A 15,591-nucleotide genomic window follows, 5' to 3' on the forward strand; every position below is an offset into this window, starting at 1 on the left:
GGAAGTCAGGGCCGCAATTGTAAATGATTCTTATTTTGCTAATGATTCCCATTACTCGATAGCGCTACCCATCAATAACCTAACAATAAGCCATCCACCATCAGGAGTTTGCATGTCCAACAGCACCCGCCGCGCGCACCTGCCGCGCCCCACTACCCTGGCCCTGGCCCTGGCCGCGCTGTCCTGCCTGCCTGCCCACGCGCAGGTCGCAACGACCACCAGCATGCCTGAAGTGGTGGTGTCCGCCTCCGGTTTCGAACAGGATATCAAGCAGGCGCCAGCCTCGATTACCGTGCTGACGCGTGAAGAACTGTCGAAGGAACGCTTCGGCAACCTGACGCAGGCGCTGGAAAGCGTGGAAGGCATCGACGTGGGCGCGGCCGCCGACAAGACGGGCGGCATGAACATCAGCATCCGCGGCATGCCCAGCGACTATACCCTGGTGCTGATCGACGGCCGCCGCCAGAATGCGGCCGGCAACGTCACGCCGAACGGTTTCGGCGGCACGCAAACGAGCTTCATGCCGCCGCTGGCAGCCATCGAGCGCATCGAGATCATCCGCGGCCCCATGTCGACCCTGTACGGCTCGGACGCCATGGGCGGCGTGATCAACATCATCACGCGCAAGGTGGGCAAAGAGTGGATGGGTTCCGTCTCGGCCGACTACACCGTGCAGGAAGAATCGGACTTCGGCGACGTCAAGGCCGGTCGCTTCTACTTGAGCGGCCCCATCGCCACCGACCTGCTGGGCCTGTCCCTGCGCGGCAGCAAGCAGCGCCGCGATGCGGCCAGCGTCAACTACACCAACGCGGCCGGCGCTGAAGTGCCCACCAATATGGGCGCCAACCCCGTGCGCTCGGACATTGAAAACTTTGGCGCGCGCCTGGCCTTCACGCCGAACCGCTTTCATACCGTCATCCTCGACGCCGACGCGGGGCGCCAGACCTATGACAATTCGCGCGGCCAGCTCGGCACCCAATCGGTGCAGGGCGGCTACGGCCCCGAGCAGAAATACAAGCGCGACCAGTGGACCCTGTCGCACACGGGCCGCTTCGGCTTCGGCACACTGGACAGCAGCTACATGGTGAACAAGACGGAAACCCTGGGCCGCACGATTCCGCCAGGCACGCCAGGCGCCGTGGCCGGCAGCGCGCGCACCCTGGAAGTGGAAAGCCAGGTCTTCGACACCAAGCTGGTCATGCCGCTGGGCAAGCACATGGCCACCGTTGGCGCGCAATGGTGGAAAGCGGAAATGACGGACGGCGTGGCGCCAAAGACATTCGAATTCACGCAAAAAGCCCTGTTCCTGGAAGACGAATGGCAGGTGCTGGACAACGTCGCCCTGACCTTCGGCGCCCGCTATGACGACCACAGCATCTTCGGCGGCCAGACCAGCCCGCGCGCCTATGCCGTGTGGAACGCTACGCCAGGCTGGACCGTCAAGGGCGGCGTCAGCAAGGGCTACAAGACGCCGCGCGTGGAACAACTGTCGCCAGGCATCAACGGTTTTGGCGGCCAGGGCACGATTCCCCTCGTTGGCAGCCCGAACCTGAAGCCGGAAACAAGCACGACAGCGGAAATCGGCGCGTATTTCGACAACCTGGCCGGCTGGACCGCCAGCGGCACCGTGTTCAACAATGAGTTCAAGGACAAGATCACGACGGGCACGGGCCTGCTCAACTGCGACTACCGTCCGTCGCCGAACCGTCCCGGCTGCGTCAGTTTCGGCAACTGGCCCAATGTCGATGCGTTCGGCCAGTCGATCAACGTGGACGAGGCCGTCACGCGCGGCGTCGAGCTGAACACGCGCTTCCCGCTGGGCAAGACCTTGTCGGCCAGCGCCAACTACACCTACACGGATAGCGAACAGAAGAGTGGCAGCAACGCGGGCAAGCCGCTGAGCGACACGCCCAAGCACGCCGTCAACGCGCGCCTGTCGTGGGATATCTCGCGCAAGTGGAATGGCTGGCTGCGCGGCGAATACCGCAGCGACCGCTTCCGCGATCCGGGCACCTCGGCTGCCACGCGCGCCGCCAAGGCCGCGCTGGGCGACTACAAGGGCTACACGATGTTGCACGTAGGCACCAGTTACCAGCTGAACAAGCGCGTCACCCTGAACGCGGCCGTGTACAACCTGCTCAACAAGGACTTCATCGACTACCAGGCTTACCGCCCGGGATCGGGTCCGGCCCTGAACTACGCCAACCGCTATGTCAACAGCATGGATGGCCGCCGTTTGTGGCTGTCGGCCACCATGGATTTCTGATGACGTAACACATCCACATCACCGCAACGGGCTGCCTCAGGGCGGCCCGTTTTGTTATCAAGCCGCTTTCGGCTTGTCGATGCAATAGCCGATCGCATGCACGGTGCGTATCAAGTCGCGCCCCAGCTTCTTGCGCAAATGGTGGATGTGCACCTGCACGGCGTTGCTTTCCACCTCGCCGCCCCAGCTGTACAGATTCTTTTCCAGCTGTTCCCGGCTCAGCACCCTTCCGCCATGCTCCAGCAGCAATTGCAGGATGCGGAATTCCTTCAGGGTCAGGGTGACGGGCTGGCCGCCCTGCGTCACTTGCCGGTCGGCTATATCGAGCACCAGGTCGCCATGCACGAGGTTTTCGCGCAGGCGGCCCGCCGCGCGGCGGCAGGCGCTGCGGATGCGCGCGGCCAGTTCATCGAGGTCGAACGGTTTCACGATGAAATCATCGGCGCCCGCATCCAGGCCGGCGATGCGTTCGCCCACCTTGTCGCGCGCCGTGACGATCAGCACGGCGCCGCTGTAGCCGGCGTCGCGCAGCACGCCCAGCGCCTGCATGCCATCCTCGCCCGGCAAGCCCAGGTCAAGCAGGATGCAGGCATAGTCGTGCAGGCGCACGGCCGTGTGGGCGTGTTCGGCCGACTGCACCCAGTCCACCGCGTGGCCGGCCTGCTCCAGGCCGATCTGCGTGGCGCGGCCCAGCTGCGGGTCGTCTTCGGTCAGCAAGATGCGCATGGGATCAGGGCCAGAGGCCCGCTCAGTCCTTTTTCTTGATCAGGCCCGCCAGCGCGGCAAACGGATTGTGCGTGGCCGGTGCCACCTCGGCCGACAGCAGGCCGGCGCCACGGTCCGCTTCCAGGTAGCGCGAGTGCTCATTGTCGTGGCAATACAGGCACAGCAGCTCCCAGTTGCTGCCATCGGGCGGATTGTTGTCGTGGTTATGGTCGCGGTGATGCACGGTCAGCTGCTGCACGTTGGCGCGCGTGAATTCGCGCATGCAGCGGCCGCATACCCACGGATACATCTTCAGCGAACGCTCGCGGTAGCCGCTCTCGCGCTGGTCGGCGGCGCGGCGCGCTTCGGCAACGATCTTGTCCAGCCGTGCCGCGTCGGGCTTTTTACTCTGCATGACAACTTTCGATATGGGAGGAAGAAGCAGCCATTTTAATGAGGATGGCGGCGAAATTGTACTTTTTCTGCCACGGCGCCAGCCCCTGCCGGGGGTGGCGTGCTTTTTTTAGCGTGCGTGGCACCACAGCTACCTGATTTAACGCAAAATAAGGCCAGCGACAGACCACGACCAGACGACGGGAGGGACGGCAACAGGTTCCGCGCAGGGCGGCCGATTTCGGCTATGATGCGCGCCACGCCGTCCTCCCCTTTTACTTGAATCTAGCCTGCAAGCGCCCGTGATATCGATAACGAGACCCCTGCAACGCCTTGCCAGCCACGTTTACCGTATCAGCCTGGTGCCCGTCTTCGCGCTGCTGCTGCTGCTCGTGATGTGGGGCGCCGTCATCTATCAGCTGGGCCAGGAACAGGTCAGCGCCGCGCGCGACGCCGTGGCCGGCAGCCAGTCGCTGGCGCGCACCCTGGCCGACCATACCAGCTACATCCTGCGCCAGACCGACCACGCCACGCAGCTGTTCAAGCTCAAATACGAAGAATCAGGCGGCGGCCTGCGCCTGAATGAATTCACGCGCCGCCAGGGCCTGCTCGACAGCGTGCTGCCGTCGAAACTGGAGCTGCCGATCGCCCTGGTCGACGCGCACGGCAATGTGGTCGACAGCGCCAACGCCTATTTTCCGGAAAATCTGGCGCACCAGGCCTTCTTCCGCGCCCTGGCCGCCAATCCGGCCGACACGCCGCTGGTCGACACGCCCATGCTCGACGCCGACAGCAAGCACTGGACCATCCGCCTGGCGCGCCGGCTGAACGATGGCCAGGGCAATTTCGCCGGCGCCATCATCATCCTCGTCGACCCCACGTATTTCGTCGACGACTACGACCGCCTGAACCTCGACGAACACGGCGCGCTGATGCTGGTGGCGCGCGACAGCGGCCTGACGGTGGGACGCCTCGGCGAACAACTGATCATCAGCGACCGCATCGACTTCCGCATGCCCGGCCCGCCGCATCACGCGCCCGAGGAACTGGTGATCGAGCCGCCCGTCGATGCCGTCCCGCGCATCTACAGCTACCGCGAACTGCCGCGCTACCCGCTGCTGGCCGTGGTGGGCGTGAGCCGCACCATGGCCCTGGCCCGCTTCGAGCACCGGCGCCTGGCCTACCTCGGCGCGCTGATCGTCGCCAGCGTGCTGATCGCCGGTTTCACCGCGCTGCTGGCGCGCCAGAGCGCCCGCCTGCGCCGCAGCATCCGCCAGGCCAAGGAAACGCAGGCGCTGCTGCGCGCGGCGCACCAGGGCAGCCTCGATTCCGTGCTGCTGCTGAAAGCCTGGCGCCCCGCACCGGGCAAGCCGGTGGAAGACTTCATTTTCGCCGACGTCAACGAGCGGGCCGCCAACATGCTGGGCAAGCCACGCGCGGAACTGCTGGGCCAGCGCGTGCTGCCGCACATGCCGCTGCTGCGCGGCGAGCGCTTTTTCCAGCGCTTCGTGCAAGTCATGGAAACGGGCCAGCCGCTGGAAGATGAATTCGAACTGCCCGTGGCCAGCGGCGGCACGCGCTGGCTGCGCCACCAGGTGGTGCCGATCAGCGATGGCGTGGCCGTCACCTCGCGCGACATCAGCGCGCGCAAGCACGACGAACTGGCGCTGCAGGACAACCGCAGCTTCCTGCAGTCGCTGATCGACCACTTGCCCGTGCTGGTCTACGTGAAAAGCGCGCGGCCGGAAAACTTCGGCCAGATGGAAGTGTGGAACAAGGCCGCCGAAGACATCACGGGCTACCTGGCCGCCGACATCATCGGCAAGACCGATGGCCAGGCCTTCGCACCCGATTTCGGCCTGCACGACGCCGAGGACGACCGCGCCATCCTGGCCGAACGGGGCGTCATCGACCACACGGACATGCCGCTGCGCCTGCTTGACGGCAGCCTGCGCTACCTGCATGCCGTCTCCGTGCCCGTCTTCGACGAGCATCAGCAGATCGAACATATCCTGTGCATCGCCGAAGATATTTCGCAGCGCCGCCAGCAGGAGCTGGAGCTGCGCCAGAAACAGGCCGAACTGGCCGCCGTCAACGACGCCTCGCCGCTGGGTCTCGTGCGCCTGGACCGGCAGCGCCGCTGCACCTACGTCAACCGCACCTTCGAGGCCATCACGGGCCTGCCGCGCGCCGCCGCCCTGGGCGCCGGCTGGACCAGCGCGCTGCACCCGGACGACTATCCGCTGATGCACGTGGCGCTGGAACAGCTCACGCGCAGCCACGCGCCATTCCAGTCCACCCTGCGCTGCCTGCACCGCGACGGCAAGCTGGTATGGGTTTCCGTGAAAATCGCCCCCATCCTCATCGACGGCCAGGTGGAAGGCTATGTGGGCAGCCTGGACGACATCACCACCTTGCGCGAATCGGAAGTGGCGCTGCTGGAAAGCGAAGCGCGCCTGCGCACCATCGCCGACACCCTGCCGGCCATGATCGCCTACATCGACGCCGACCAGGTCTACCGCTTCCTGAACATTGCCTACGAGCGCGAATTCGGCCTGACGGGGCGCCATGTGCTGGGCAACAGCGTGCGCGCCACCGTGGGCGAGGCGCGCTACCGCACCGTCGTGCCCTACATCGAGCGCGTGCTGATGGGGGAAACCCTGAGCTTCGAGGAAGAAGACGAGAAAGAAGGCATCGAGCGCTGCATGGAAGTGATCTACATCCCGCAGATCGGCGAAGACAACCTGCAGGTGGTGGGCTTTCACGTCATGCGCCAGGATATCACCGTGCAAAAGCGCGAAAAACAGCGGCTGCTGAAACTGGCCCAGGTCGATGCCCTGACCGGCCTGTCGAACCGCGCCGGCTTCCAGCAAAAGCTCAGCGACGCCATGCACGCCAGCCGCCAGCAGCAGCACCTGATGGCCGTCATGTACATGGATATCGACCGTTTCAAGCCAGTCAACGACACGCACGGCCACGGCATCGGCGACGCCCTGCTGCGCGCCTTCGCCCAGCGCCTGACGCAGACCATGCGCGTCACCGACATCATCGCCCGCCTGGGCGGCGACGAATTCACCATCATCATGGAGCAGATCGGCAAACCCGAAGACGCGGCCGTGCTGGCGGAAAAAATCGTCAGCGCCATGCAGCAGCCGTTCGAACTGGAAGGCATCACCGTGCGCATTTCCGCCAGCATCGGCCTGGCCTTCTACCGCGACGAAGATATTTCTCCCGCCGTGCTGCTGCAGCGCGCCGACGTGCTGCTGTACCGGGCCAAGCAGGATGGCAGGAACACCTACAGAGCCGACACGACTGTCGCTTGATGGCTGAGGGCAAGCCCGACTGAAGGCTGGGGCCAGTCGCTTCGCGATCGGCAAGTCCCCCTGCCAGGAAACTTGCCGCCGGCGGGTCTGCCCCTGTCGTTCCTGCTATATTGGCGCCTGTCTTCCCTACCATAGCCCCACCATGCGCCTGCTGCACACTTCCGACTGGCATCTGGGCCAGACCCTGCACAATTTTGAGCGGGGCCACGAGCACCAGCGCTTCCTCGACTGGGTGCTCGACACCCTCGTGGCCGAACGGATCGACGTGCTGCTGGTGGCGGGCGACGTGTTCGACAACGCCAATCCATCCGCCGCCTCGCAAAAGCAGCTGTATGTGTTCCTGCAGCAGGCGCGCGCGCGCCTGCCCGCGCTGCAGCTGGTCGTCGTCGCGGGCAACCATGATTCGGCCGGCCGCCTGGAAGCACCCGGCCCCCTGCTGGCCGCGCACGGCACCCACGTCATCGGCCATCTGCTGCGCGGCGAGGATGGCCAGATCGACCTGGAACGCCTGCTGCTGCCGCTGGCCGGCAGCGATGGCCAGGTGCGGGCCTGGTGCCTGGCCGTGCCCTTCCTGCGTCCCGGCGACGTGCCGAAACTGCCGGCCGGCGACACGCAGGACGCCTACCTGGGCGGCATCGCCCTGCTGTACCGCCAGTTGACGGACCTGGCGCTGGCGCGCCGCCAGCCCGGGCAGGCCATCATCGCCATGGGCCACTGCCACATGGTGGGCGGCGAAATGTCGAACGACTCCGAGCGGCGCATCGTCATCGGCGGCACGGAGATGCTGCCCTCGGGGATATTCGATGCGGCCATCGCCTACGCGGCGCTGGGCCATTTGCACAAGGCGCAAACCGTGGGCGGCCAGGAACACATCCGCTATTGCGGCAGCCCGATTCCCCTGTCTTTCGCGGAGGTGAATTACCGCCATCAGGTGCTGTGCCTCGACCTCGAAGGCGAACAGTTGCAGGACGTGCGCGCCATCGAGGTGCCGCGCGCCGTGCCGCTCTTGCGCGTACCCGCCACGCCGGCGCCCATCACCGACGTGCTGGCGCAGCTGGCCGCCCTCGACGTGCCCGCTGCGCCACTGGAAGCGCAGCCCTTCCTGGAAGTGCGCGTGCGCCTGGACGCGCCGGAACCGGGCCTGCGCACGCGCATCGAGGCGGCCCTGGACGGCAAGCCCGTACGGCTGGCAAAAATCGAGACATCGAGCGCCGCGCGCGGCAGCGCGCCGGAAAACATGACCCTCGACCAGCTGGGCCAGCTGCAGCCGGACGACATCTTCCGCCGCCTGTACCTGCAAAAGTACGGCAAGGAAGCACCGCCCGAACTCCTCTCGGCCCTGGCCGAACTGCTGCTGCCCGGCGCCTGACCGTTCAAAAAAACACATGAAAATCCTCAAAATCAGCGGCAAGAACCTGGCCTCGCTGGCCGGCGAATTTGAAGTCGACTTCCAGCAGGAACCGCTGGCGTCTTCCGGCCTGTTTGCCATCAGCGGCCCCACGGGCGCGGGCAAGAGCACCTTGCTCGACGCCCTCTGCCTGGCCCTGTACGACGCCACGCCGCGTTTGCTCAAGGTGCTGGGGCGCGGCAGCGCCCTGCCCGACGTGGGCAAGGAAACCGTCAGCGCGCAGGATACGCGTACCCTGCTGCGCCGCGGCACGCCGGAAGGCTATGCGCAAGTGGACTTCGTCGGCAATGACGGCGCCAGCTACCGCGCGCGCTGGAGCGTGCGCCGCTCGCGCACCAAGGCCGAGGGCGCGCTGCAAGCCACGGCCATGAGCTTGCACCAGCTGCCCGCGCTGCAGCCCATCGGCGGCACCAAGACGGAAGTCAAGGAAGAAATAGAGAAACGCATCGGCCTGTCGTTCGAGCAGTTTACGCGCGCCGTGCTGCTGGCGCAGAACGAGTTTTCCACCTTCCTCAAGACGGAAGACAATGAACGGGGCGAACTGCTGGAAACCCTGACGGGCAGCAGCATGTACACCGACATTTCCATGCGCGCCTTCGAGCGGGCAAAAAAGGAAAAGCAGATCCTCGAACGCCTGGGCGAAAAGCTGGCCGACCAGCGCCCCCTGTCGCCGGAAGAGCGGGCCGAAACGGCAACCCTGGGCGAGGCCGCCGAAGCTGCATTGCAGACCATCGACCTGCGCAAGGCCGTGCTGGAACAGCAGCAGCGCTGGCACCAGGAAACGCACAAGCTGCAGACCCAGATGACGGCCGCGCAAGAGGCGCTCGATGGCGCAGTAGCGGAGCGCGCGGCCGCCGACGAGCGCCGCGCCGCGCTGGCGCAGTGGGAATTGCTGCAGCCGGCGCGTCCCCTCGTCGACGCCGTGACGCGCCTGGCGGCCGATGCCGCCACCACCGCAGCGGCGCTGGAAGCGTCACGCCTGCAGGCGGCGCAAGCCGTGGCCAGCGAGGCACAGCAGGCGGGCGCCAGCCTGCAGGCGGCTAGCGTCCTGCAGGCGCAGGAGACGGCGCAACGCGAGGCGGCTCCCCTGCTCGACCAGGCCAAGGCGCTCGACGCGGGCGTGGCAGCCCACTTGCCCGCGCACCGCCAGGCACAGGATGGCGCGCTGGCGGCCGACCAGGCCAACGATACGGCGCGCGCCGCACTGCAAGCGCTGCAACAGCGCCAGCAAGCCGCGCAGGCGGCACAGGAAACGGGACGCCAGTGGCTGGCCGCACACGGACACTGGCAGGCGCTGGCGCAGTCGTGGCAGTTGTGGGATCAATTGTTTGCCCAGGCCGGCCAGGCGGCCGCGCAAGCCGATGCGGCCGACGCCAGCGTGGCCGCATCGGCGCAGCAGGTGCGCCAGGCCGGCGAAAGCGCGCAGGCGGCACAAGCGGCGCTGGCCAGCGCCGCCGCCGTGCTGGCAGCGCGCGAGAGCGAACGGCATGCGGCGGCAGCCGCCGTGCAAGCCATCGATGGCCAGCGCTTGCAGGAACAGCGCGGCCAGCTGGAAGCGCATGCGCGTACCTTGACCAGCGCGGAAAAGACCTGGAGCGAACTGGCGCGCCAGCAGCAGGCGCTGGCGCACTGGCAAGCCAGGTCCGCCCAGCTGGAACAGGCCGCGCAAACGGAAAGCGCCGCCCTGGCGGTGGAAGCGGCACAAACGGCGCTGCTGGAGGCAGGCCTGGCGCAGGCGGAAAAATCCTTGAAAGGCGCGGAAGCGGCATGCGCGGCCAGCGTGGAGCAGCTGCGCGCCAATTTGCAGGAGGATCAGCCCTGCCCCGTCTGCGGCGCGCTGGAACACCCGTACAGCCACGCCGACGACGCCTTGCAGGCGATGCTGGCCAGCTTGCAGGACCAGGTGCTGGCTTGCCGCGCGCAAGCACGCGGCAATGTGGAACGGCTGGCCGCGCACAAGGCGGCGCTGGCCGCCCATGTGCGCGAACAGGCGCGGACGGCGGAAGAACTGGCGGCGCTGCCGTCCGTCATCGACAGCCTGAACGCGCAATGGCAGCCGCATGCCGACAGCCTGCAGCTGCCGCAGGAAGCGCAGCGCGCGGACTGGTTCACGCAGCAGCTGGCCGAAAATGCGGCCGGCTTGCAGGCGCTGGCGCAGCAGGAGGCGGCGCTGCGGCTGGCCAGCATTGCGCGCGAGCAGGCGCAGGCGGCGCACGAACTGGCGTCCGGCGAGCATGCACGCTGCACAAGCAGCGTCGCCGATGCGCAAGCGCGCCTGGCGCAGCTGCAGGCGCAGCAGACGGCGAACACGGACAAGGGCGAGACGGCGCGCGCCGCGCTCGACGGCTTGCTGGCGCAGCTCGATGGCGCGTTTGCCGACGCCGAGGGCGCCGAAGACTGGAAAGAAGGCTGGCGCACCGGTCCTGCCGATTTCCGCGCGGCGCGCGAAACGGAAAGCCGGCAATGGCTGAAGCAGCACGCGGAACAGGACGGCCGCAGCCACGCGCTGGCCACCCTGGCAGCCCAGCTGGAAGCGGCGCAGCTGGCGGCCGGCAAGGCGCAGCAAGCGGCGCAGCAAGCGCATGCGGCATTCGCCTCCCTCGACAAGCGCTTGACAACGCTGCAAGCCGAACGCAACGCGCTATGGCAAGGCCAGGGCGTGGCCGACGTCGAGCGCACGCTGGCGGCGAATGTCGTGGCGGCCAAAGCGCAACTGGCGCAGCGGCAAGCGGCAGCGCAAACGGCCAGCCAGGAACGCGCGCGTCTGGAGGAAGCGTGCGCGCAGCTGGCGCAGCGCCTGGCTGCCCTGCGCAAACAGGAAGACGGCGCCGGCGCCGCCCTGCAGGACTGGCTGCGCCAGTTCCAGCAACGACACCCGCATCATGCGCCGGCCACGCTCGACGATCTGCGCGCGCGCCTGGCTGTATCCGGCGATTCCATGCGCGCCGAACGCGATGCACTGCAAGTAATCGCCGACCGCCACACTGCCGCTGTTTCCGTGCTGGCCGAGCGCCAGCGGCAGCACGCGGCGCACCTGGCGCAGCCGCCCGACGGGCTGGAAATGGATGTGGAGGTATTGCACACGGCACTCGCATCGCTGCTGGCCGAACGCCAGGCGGCCAATGAAGAAGCGACGCGTTTGCGCCTGGCCATCGCGCAGGACGACGCCAAGCGCCACAGCGCGCAAGCGATGCTGGCGCAGATCGAGGCGCAGGCCAGCATCGAGCGGCGCTGGGCCAGCCTGAATGAGCTGATCGGCTCGGCCGATGGCAAGCGCTTCCGCAACTACGCGCAGCAATTCACCCTGGAAGTGCTGCTTGGCTATGCCAACGCGCATTTGAACCACCTGGCGCGCCGCTATCAGCTGGAACGCATCGACAACCCGAACAACCCGTCGCTGGGCCTGATGGTGCGCGACCAGGACATGGGCGGCGAGCTGCGCTCCGTGCACTCGCTGTCGGGCGGCGAGTCGTTCCTCGTCTCGCTGGCCCTGGCGCTGGGCCTGGCCTCGTTGTCGTCCAACCGCGTGCGCGTGGAATCGCTGTTCATCGACGAGGGCTTCGGCAGCCTGGATACGGAAACCCTGCGCGTGGCCATGGATGCGCTCGACGGCTTGCAAGCCATGGGCCGCAAGGTGGGCGTGATCTCGCACGTGCAGGAAATGACGGAGCGCATCGCCACCAGGATCCTGGTCCAGCCGGGGTCCGGCGGCAAGAGCGTGGTGACGGTGCGCTGAGCAAGCGGCAGCTAGCGGCTGCCTGGCTCGCGGCACAGCCTGAGCATGTCCCAGCCCAGTTCGCGGCGGATCTGCTCGGGGTCGGGCGGTGGCCGGCGCTGTTCCAGTTCCGCTTTCAACCATTTCCTGACGAGTTCCTTGCCAGGCTGTACAACTTGCTGCTTGTCACGCTTGTCCATGGTGCGACCTCTTCAATGGCGGCCAGACGGCCTCCTATATACGCTCAACGTCACGGCACGGATTCAGTTGACGCGTGCGTGGCGCAGATGCAACAACGTGTAACGATGGGCGGAGTGCGTTAAAATCGCCGCCTTCGCGTAACGACCCGCTACGCCCCGCAACAGTTCAAGGAACCCCATGAAAGCCGCCCGCAGCCTCACCTTCAAGTGCGTAAAATGTCACAAATCCATGCAGGTCTTCCTGCAAAAAGTCTCCGCCTGCTCGCATATCCAGCCGTATCAAGGCATTTGCGCATGCGGCGAACTCAAGCGTCACGCCACGGGCCAGGCCGATGCCGTCAAGTCTTACCTGGAATCGGCGGACGGTAGCTGGTCGCACCACCACTAATGGTTAAAGTATGGGCGATTGCTGTCGTTAAATACGAGACACAACCCATATGCAAGCGACCATGTCCCAGCTTCCCGCCCTCCTTCCCGGCTCGCGCCAGCCTGCCGCCACTACCCTGGCAGGGCAAACGCCGCCCAAAGCGGGCGGCAATACGGGGGGCCTGGGCGCGTCGCCGCTGATGCAGCGCACCGCGCAAGACGTGGTGGCGCTGTCGAAAAATGGCCTGGACCTGTCGGCCAGGGGACTGGCCCAGCGCACGGACGCGCTGGGCAACGCCACCGTCGACGTGGCGCAGGACTTTCTTACCAGCATGACGCGCCAGCTGTTCGGCGATGGCGCCAGCGTGGCCTTCGACTCCGTCGACTTGCAGGCCGATGCCAGCTTCAGCAGTGGCAGCGCCAGTGTTTCCGGCGCGCATGGCAGCAGCCGCGCAGCCGCCTTCAGCCTCGATGAAAACGCCCACTTCATCGGCAAGGGCAAGATCACCACGGCCGATGGCCAGACCTTTGCATTCGAAGTGGAAGTGCAATACCAGTCAAGCATCGGCGCGGGTGTTCTCGAACAGACGCAGGGCCAGGCGCAACAAGACCAGCCAGCCGATGACGCCGCCCTGCCCACGAAAGAATTGCCCGATACCCGCTTCGGCGGCAGCCTCAACGACCTGTTCAAGCTGCTGGGCCAGCAATTGCAAAGCAGCATCTTCAAGAGCCAATCCGGCAACGGCCAGGCCGATGGCTTCAGCGCCAGCGGCCAGGATGCCGACCAGGCCGGCAGCCTCAGCTTGCGCCTGCTCAAGCTGGTACAGCCGGATGCAGCCGCCGACACCGGCAGGAAGACAGCGGATGCCACGCCCGAAGCGCAGGCGCGCGCCCGCGCGCTGGCCGGGGCCTATGGCACGGACATCACCGGCAGTGCAGGCGGCACGGGCAGCGACGTATAATAGAAGACGGCCTGCGCAGGCGACCATGCCGCGCGCCCACCTTCTATCGATTGAATCCCATGTCCGACACTTCTTCACCTACCGTCCATCCGCAGATCCACTGGAGCGAAAACGGCGCCGAGCATTCGGCTCGCTGGCGCTCGGAAAGCGGCATGCCGCCGCCCAAGCGCGTCGTCATCGCCGACGACCGCACGACGGCCGACCAGGCTTACCGCCTGGCCTGCGAAGGCACGGCCATGCTGTGGCGCGGCGACTTCCAGAACGCGCGCCAGCTGCTGCAGGCGCTGGCGCGGCGCGCCGACCACAAGAACGACAAGCCGAGTAAAAAAGCCAAGGCCGCCAAGCTGGCGAAGCCGGAACCATCCGCCACGGAAGCGTTCCATTTGCACCGCCAGGCCCAGTCGCAGCGCGCCCGCACCCTGGCCATGCTGCTGCTGCCTTTCGATGCCGACTACACGATTCCACTGCGCCGCGCGCCGGACGTGAAACTGGCCTGCAATGAAGCGTATGGCCGTGGCGAGGAAGCGTTCGTCGCTTCACTGCGCGAGCTGCTGGGCCTGATCGGCGCGCATGAATGGCGCCGCACGGGCGTGGAATTGCCGGCCCTGGGCCAGCGCATCCACCCGCACTACGGTGTCTTCGCGCCGATTCGCGGCGAATACGTGGGCCTGGTGGCCGAAGCGCCGCTGCCCCCGCGCGCCAAGCTGGCCTTCGATATCGGCACGGGCACGGGCGTGCTGGCCGCCGTGCTGGCGCAGCGCGGCATCGAACGCATCGTCGCCACCGACCAGGACCCGCGCGCCCTGTCCTGCGCGCGTGAAAACCTGGCCCGCCTGGACGTGGCCGACAAGGTCGAGGTGGTGCAGGCCGACTTGTTCCCCGCCGGCCGCGCGCCGCTGGTCGTGTGCAATCCGCCATGGCTGCCAGCCCGCCCCAGCTCGCCAATCGAATATGCCGTCTACGATCCGGACAGCCGCATGCTGCGCGGTTTCCTGGCCGGCCTGGCCGGCCACCTGGAGCCAGGCGGCGAAGGCTGGCTGATCCTGTCCGACCTGGCCGAGCACCTGGGCCTGCGCCCGCGCGCGCAATTGCTCGAGTGGCTAGAACAGGCGGGCCTGAAAGTCATCGACCGTCTGGACGTGAAACCCACGCACCCGCGCGCGCAAGACGCCACCGACAGCCTGCACGCGGCACGCTCGAAGGAAATCACCTCGCTGTGGCGCCTGGCGGCGGCATAAGCGAGGCCCTGAAAGCCGGCCATTGCGCATTGCAGCAAACCCCGCTATAATTCGCCTGCGGGGTGGAGCAGTCTGGCAGCTCGTCGGGCTCATAACCCGAAGGTCACAGGTTCAAATCCTGTCCCCGCAACCAGATACCGGAAAGCCGCGGATTCTTGCAAAAGATCAGCGGCTTTTTCCATTGCGCCGCATCACCCCCGAGCATCACCCGCGCCATCCGGCGTCTCTGGCCATGTTAAATTGTCACTCTCTTTGACTTGCCACAACCCCATGACCTTCCTTCGCACCGCCGCCATGCTTGCCTGCCTGCTGCTTCCCGCCACGTCGCCAGCACGCGGCGAAGCGCTGGACGACAGCACCCTCCTGCAGCGATTCGTGCTGCCCTTCGCCATTGCGCAACTGGAAAAGCATGGCGGCTTCCTGCCTTTCGGCGCCGCCATGCAGGCCAGCGGCCAGATCGTCGCCCTGGGCGGCTACGACGGCTCCGATGACGAGGGCACGCCGCCGCCGGCGGACATCGTCAAGCTGATCCAGGCCGACCTGGCAGCGGGCGCCAGCAAAGGCGACTACCGGGCCACCGCCCTCGCCTACGACGCCAGCGTGGCCGTGCCGCCGGACGGACAGCCATCCGACGCCATCGCCATCGCGCTCGATCGCCAGGACGGCGCTTCCGTGATCCTCTTCCTGCCCTACGCACTGCACAATGGCAAAGCAGGCTTCGGCACCTCGTTCACGCGGCAAGGCACGGCCGCCGTCTTCCCGCTGCAAGCGGCGCCGCAAGACGCGGAAGGCGCCAGCGATTGACCGCTTTGCCGCGCTGTCGCCGGCGCTGCGAGGCCTCACTTACTGTGGCCATTACGCAACGCAGCAAAATGGTATATAATTCGCCTGCGGGGTGGAGCAGTCTGGCAGCTCGTCGGGCTCATAACCCGAAGGTCACAGGTTCAAATCCTGTCCCCGCAACCAATACATAAAACCGCTGGCTCCTGCAAGGGACCCGGCGGTTTTTTCATTC

The 15,591-nt window shown here is 66.6% G+C and carries 11 protein-coding genes and 2 tRNA genes; 10 read left to right on the forward strand and 3 right to left on the reverse strand.

Annotated features, from left to right (window positions below; genetic code table 11):
- Positions 1 to 112 precede the first annotated feature (112 nt).
- Complete coding sequence (locus ACQ4WR_RS11260; protein ID WP_436487286.1) at positions 113 to 2,266, forward strand: TonB-dependent receptor domain-containing protein; 2,154 nt, start codon at positions 113 to 115, stop codon at positions 2,264 to 2,266.
- 57 nt (positions 2,267 to 2,323) lie between these two features.
- On the opposite strand, the gene ACQ4WR_RS11265 is transcribed toward ACQ4WR_RS11260, so the two are convergent.
- Together ACQ4WR_RS11265 and ACQ4WR_RS11270 are read right to left on the reverse strand one after the other, a co-directional pair.
- Positions 2,324 to 2,992 carry a winged helix-turn-helix domain-containing protein gene (locus ACQ4WR_RS11265; protein WP_102299200.1) on the reverse strand — a complete coding sequence of 223 codons (669 nt, stop codon included), beginning with the start codon at positions 2,990 to 2,992 and terminating at the stop codon, positions 2,324 to 2,326.
- Positions 2,993 to 3,014: 22 nt separating this feature from the next.
- Positions 3,015 to 3,386, reverse strand: coding sequence for a YajD family HNH nuclease (locus tag ACQ4WR_RS11270; protein WP_034755042.1), 372 nt, complete (start codon positions 3,384 to 3,386; stop codon positions 3,015 to 3,017).
- 280 nt (positions 3,387 to 3,666) lie between these two features.
- Here ACQ4WR_RS11270 and ACQ4WR_RS11275 point away from each other — a divergent pair, with 280 nt between their 5' ends.
- From ACQ4WR_RS11275 to ACQ4WR_RS11285, 3 genes are all read left to right on the forward strand, one after another.
- Complete coding sequence (locus ACQ4WR_RS11275; RefSeq protein ID WP_436487288.1) at positions 3,667 to 6,687, forward strand: PAS domain S-box protein; 3,021 nt, start codon at positions 3,667 to 3,669, stop codon at positions 6,685 to 6,687.
- A 142-nt stretch (positions 6,688 to 6,829) separates the two neighbouring features.
- Positions 6,830 to 8,056, forward strand: a complete 1,227-nt coding sequence (locus ACQ4WR_RS11280) for an exonuclease SbcCD subunit D C-terminal domain-containing protein (RefSeq protein ID WP_436487289.1) — start codon at positions 6,830 to 6,832, stop codon at positions 8,054 to 8,056.
- Between the two features lie 16 nt (positions 8,057 to 8,072).
- Positions 8,073 to 11,831, forward strand: a complete 3,759-nt coding sequence (locus ACQ4WR_RS11285) for an AAA family ATPase (RefSeq protein ID WP_436487290.1) — start codon at positions 8,073 to 8,075, stop codon at positions 11,829 to 11,831.
- Between the two features lie 11 nt (positions 11,832 to 11,842).
- Here the strand turns inward: ACQ4WR_RS11285 and ACQ4WR_RS11290 are convergent, their stop codons facing one another.
- The gene (locus tag ACQ4WR_RS11290; protein WP_180979560.1) at positions 11,843 to 12,010 is read right to left on the reverse strand and encodes a hypothetical protein; all 168 of its coding nucleotides are present in this window, start codon (positions 12,008 to 12,010) and stop codon (positions 11,843 to 11,845) included.
- A gap of 178 nt (positions 12,011 to 12,188) precedes the next feature.
- Here ACQ4WR_RS11290 and ACQ4WR_RS11295 point away from each other — a divergent pair, with 178 nt between their 5' ends.
- The 6 genes from ACQ4WR_RS11295 to ACQ4WR_RS11320 all read left to right on the forward strand — a co-directional run bounded on the left by ACQ4WR_RS11295 (position 12,189) and on the right by ACQ4WR_RS11320 (position 15,542).
- Positions 12,189 to 12,398 (forward strand): hypothetical protein, encoded by a 210-nt coding sequence (locus tag ACQ4WR_RS11295; RefSeq protein WP_092799693.1) that lies wholly within the window; start codon positions 12,189 to 12,191, stop codon positions 12,396 to 12,398.
- 61 nt (positions 12,399 to 12,459) lie between these two features.
- The gene (locus tag ACQ4WR_RS11300; protein WP_436487292.1) at positions 12,460 to 13,338 is read left to right on the forward strand and encodes a hypothetical protein; all 879 of its coding nucleotides are present in this window, start codon (positions 12,460 to 12,462) and stop codon (positions 13,336 to 13,338) included.
- Between the two features lie 59 nt (positions 13,339 to 13,397).
- The gene (locus tag ACQ4WR_RS11305; protein WP_102298209.1) at positions 13,398 to 14,576 is read left to right on the forward strand and encodes a methyltransferase; all 1,179 of its coding nucleotides are present in this window, start codon (positions 13,398 to 13,400) and stop codon (positions 14,574 to 14,576) included.
- A gap of 56 nt (positions 14,577 to 14,632) precedes the next feature.
- Positions 14,633 to 14,709: transfer RNA gene (locus ACQ4WR_RS11310), tRNA-Met, on the forward strand.
- 137 nt (positions 14,710 to 14,846) lie between these two features.
- On the forward strand, positions 14,847 to 15,380 hold the full coding sequence (locus ACQ4WR_RS11315) for a hypothetical protein (protein WP_436487293.1): 534 nt from the start codon (positions 14,847 to 14,849) through the stop codon (positions 15,378 to 15,380).
- Positions 15,381 to 15,465: 85 nt separating this feature from the next.
- Positions 15,466 to 15,542: transfer RNA gene (locus tag ACQ4WR_RS11320), tRNA-Met, on the forward strand.
- Positions 15,543 to 15,591 lie beyond the last annotated feature (49 nt).

The sequence above is a fragment of the Janthinobacterium amylolyticum genome (assembly GCF_051380655.1).
Lineage (GTDB): Bacteria > Pseudomonadota > Gammaproteobacteria > Burkholderiales > Burkholderiaceae_D > Janthinobacterium.

Bases quoted from the DNA above. Each gene is read 5' to 3' on its own strand.
- ACQ4WR_RS11285 (WP_436487290.1), top strand. From the start codon at position 8,073: ATGAAAATCCTCAAAATCAGCGGCAAGAACCTGGCCTCGCTGGCCGGC.
- ACQ4WR_RS11270 (WP_034755042.1), bottom strand. From the start codon at position 3,386: ATGCAGAGTAAAAAGCCCGACGCGGCACGGCTGGACAAGATCGTTGCC.
- ACQ4WR_RS11265 (WP_102299200.1), bottom strand. From the start codon at position 2,992: ATGCGCATCTTGCTGACCGAAGACGACCCGCAGCTGGGCCGCGCCACG.
- ACQ4WR_RS11295 (WP_092799693.1), top strand. From the start codon at position 12,189: ATGAAAGCCGCCCGCAGCCTCACCTTCAAGTGCGTAAAATGTCACAAA.
- ACQ4WR_RS11290 (WP_180979560.1), bottom strand. From the start codon at position 12,010: ATGGACAAGCGTGACAAGCAGCAAGTTGTACAGCCTGGCAAGGAACTC.
- ACQ4WR_RS11305 (WP_102298209.1), top strand. From the start codon at position 13,398: ATGTCCGACACTTCTTCACCTACCGTCCATCCGCAGATCCACTGGAGC.
- ACQ4WR_RS11260 (WP_436487286.1), top strand. From the start codon at position 113: ATGTCCAACAGCACCCGCCGCGCGCACCTGCCGCGCCCCACTACCCTG.
- ACQ4WR_RS11280 (WP_436487289.1), top strand. From the start codon at position 6,830: ATGCGCCTGCTGCACACTTCCGACTGGCATCTGGGCCAGACCCTGCAC.
- ACQ4WR_RS11300 (WP_436487292.1), top strand. From the start codon at position 12,460: ATGTCCCAGCTTCCCGCCCTCCTTCCCGGCTCGCGCCAGCCTGCCGCC.
- ACQ4WR_RS11315 (WP_436487293.1), top strand. From the start codon at position 14,847: ATGACCTTCCTTCGCACCGCCGCCATGCTTGCCTGCCTGCTGCTTCCC.